The sequence below is a fragment of the Streptomyces odonnellii genome (genome assembly GCF_000981895.1).
GTDB lineage: Bacteria > Actinomycetota > Actinomycetes > Streptomycetales > Streptomycetaceae > Streptomyces > Streptomyces odonnellii.
In genome coordinates, this window is sequence record NZ_LATD01000539.1 from 1 (window position 1) to 1,482 (window position 1,482).

Here is a 1,482-nt window from a genome sequence, read left to right on the forward strand (position 1 = left end):
CTCCCGGCCCCGCCCCTCACCCCCACCGAACTCACCGAAGTCCTCAGAGACCTGGGCCCCCACCGCACCCACTGACACCCACTGCCCCTCACCGACGCCCACCGCGCGCCCGCTGGCACCCACCGACCCGGAAGCCACAATGGGGGCCGGACCGGGTGAAAGGAGCAGGGGTGACAGGGCATGCGATACCCGAGGAATATCTGGCGGGGTATGCGGAGAACCTCGCGGCCGTCGCCGCCACCGGCCGCCGGCTCACCCGGGACGAACTCCTCGCCCGCAGGGAACTGGGCCGCCGGGCCGCCGAAGCCGGCTTCGGACTGCGCGCGCTGGTGGGCGCGCACCTCGCCGAGGCGCGGCTGCGGTGGCCGACCGCCGGTCAAGGCGCAAGCGCAGGCACCGACACCAGCACCAGCCTCCGTATCCTCGCCGCCGTCGAGCAGGCCGTCGACGCCTTCGCCGAAGGGTACGAGCGGGCACAGCGGCTGGCCGTACGCCAAGAGGTGGGCGCGCGGCGGGAGTTCGTGGACGATCAGCTGTACGGGCGGAGCGATCCGGGACGGCTGGCCGAGCGTGCCGAGCGGTTCGGGCTGCGGCTCTCGTACGCGCATGCCGTCGCCGTCGCCGAGGGCTCCGTACCGTACCACGAGGAGGAGCCCGTACCGCGCGCGGTGGAGCAGTCGCTGATCGGGCGGTTCGGCGACCGGAGTGTGCTGCTCACCACCAAGGCCGGGCGGCTGGTGTGTGTCGCGCCCGGCGACCAGGGGGAGGTGCTGGCGTACTTCGCCGAGCAGGCGTTCGCCGCCACGGACGGCGGACGGGTCGCGATCGGGCGCCCGCAGCAGGGAGTCGGCGGGGTGGTGCAGTCGTACGAGGAGGCCCTCAACGTCCTCGATCTGGCGGCCAGGCTCGAAATGGACGCGCCCATCCTGCGCGCCGCCGACCTGCTCGTCTATCCGGTCCTCACCCGCGACCGGCAGGCCATGACCGAACTCGTCCTCGGCACGCTCGGACCGCTGGAGGCCGCCCGGGGCGGGGCCCGGCCGCTGCTCGAAACTCTCACCGCCTTTTTCGACGCGGGGTGTGTGGCCGCGGAGGCCGCGCGGCGGCTGTCGCTGAGCGTACGGGCCCTGACGTACCGGCTGGAGCGGATCCACCAGCTCACCGGCGCCGACCCCGCCGACCCGGTGCACCGCTACACCTTGCAGACGGCGGTGATCGGGGCGAGATTGCTGGACTGGCCGACGAAGTCGTTCTGAAACCATTCCGGGTTCAGGCGCGTGGAGATAGGTGTGAGCGACTGCCGGTGGCAGCCAGTGGGAGCCGGTGGCCTGAAACAACTGCTGTAGAACGGCCTGCTGTCGGCATAAAGAACGCGTTAAGATTGCCGGGTTCCGGCAATGCGCACGGTCGTCCATTGATGGGAACATGGGGCCCTGCCCGAGGGGGACCACGGGGGATTCCGGGGGCAGGGAGGTCTCTTAT

General features: G+C 71.5%; 1 protein-coding gene. It reads left to right on the top strand.

All coding sequences use genetic code 11. The annotated features are described in order from the left end of the window. The first annotated feature begins 170 nt into the window (after positions 1-170). The gene (locus WH07_RS34660) at positions 171-1,256 is read left to right on the top strand and encodes a PucR family transcriptional regulator (RefSeq protein ID WP_046508991.1); all 1,086 of its coding nucleotides are present in this window, start codon (positions 171-173) and stop codon (positions 1,254-1,256) included. Positions 1,257-1,482 lie beyond the last annotated feature (226 nt).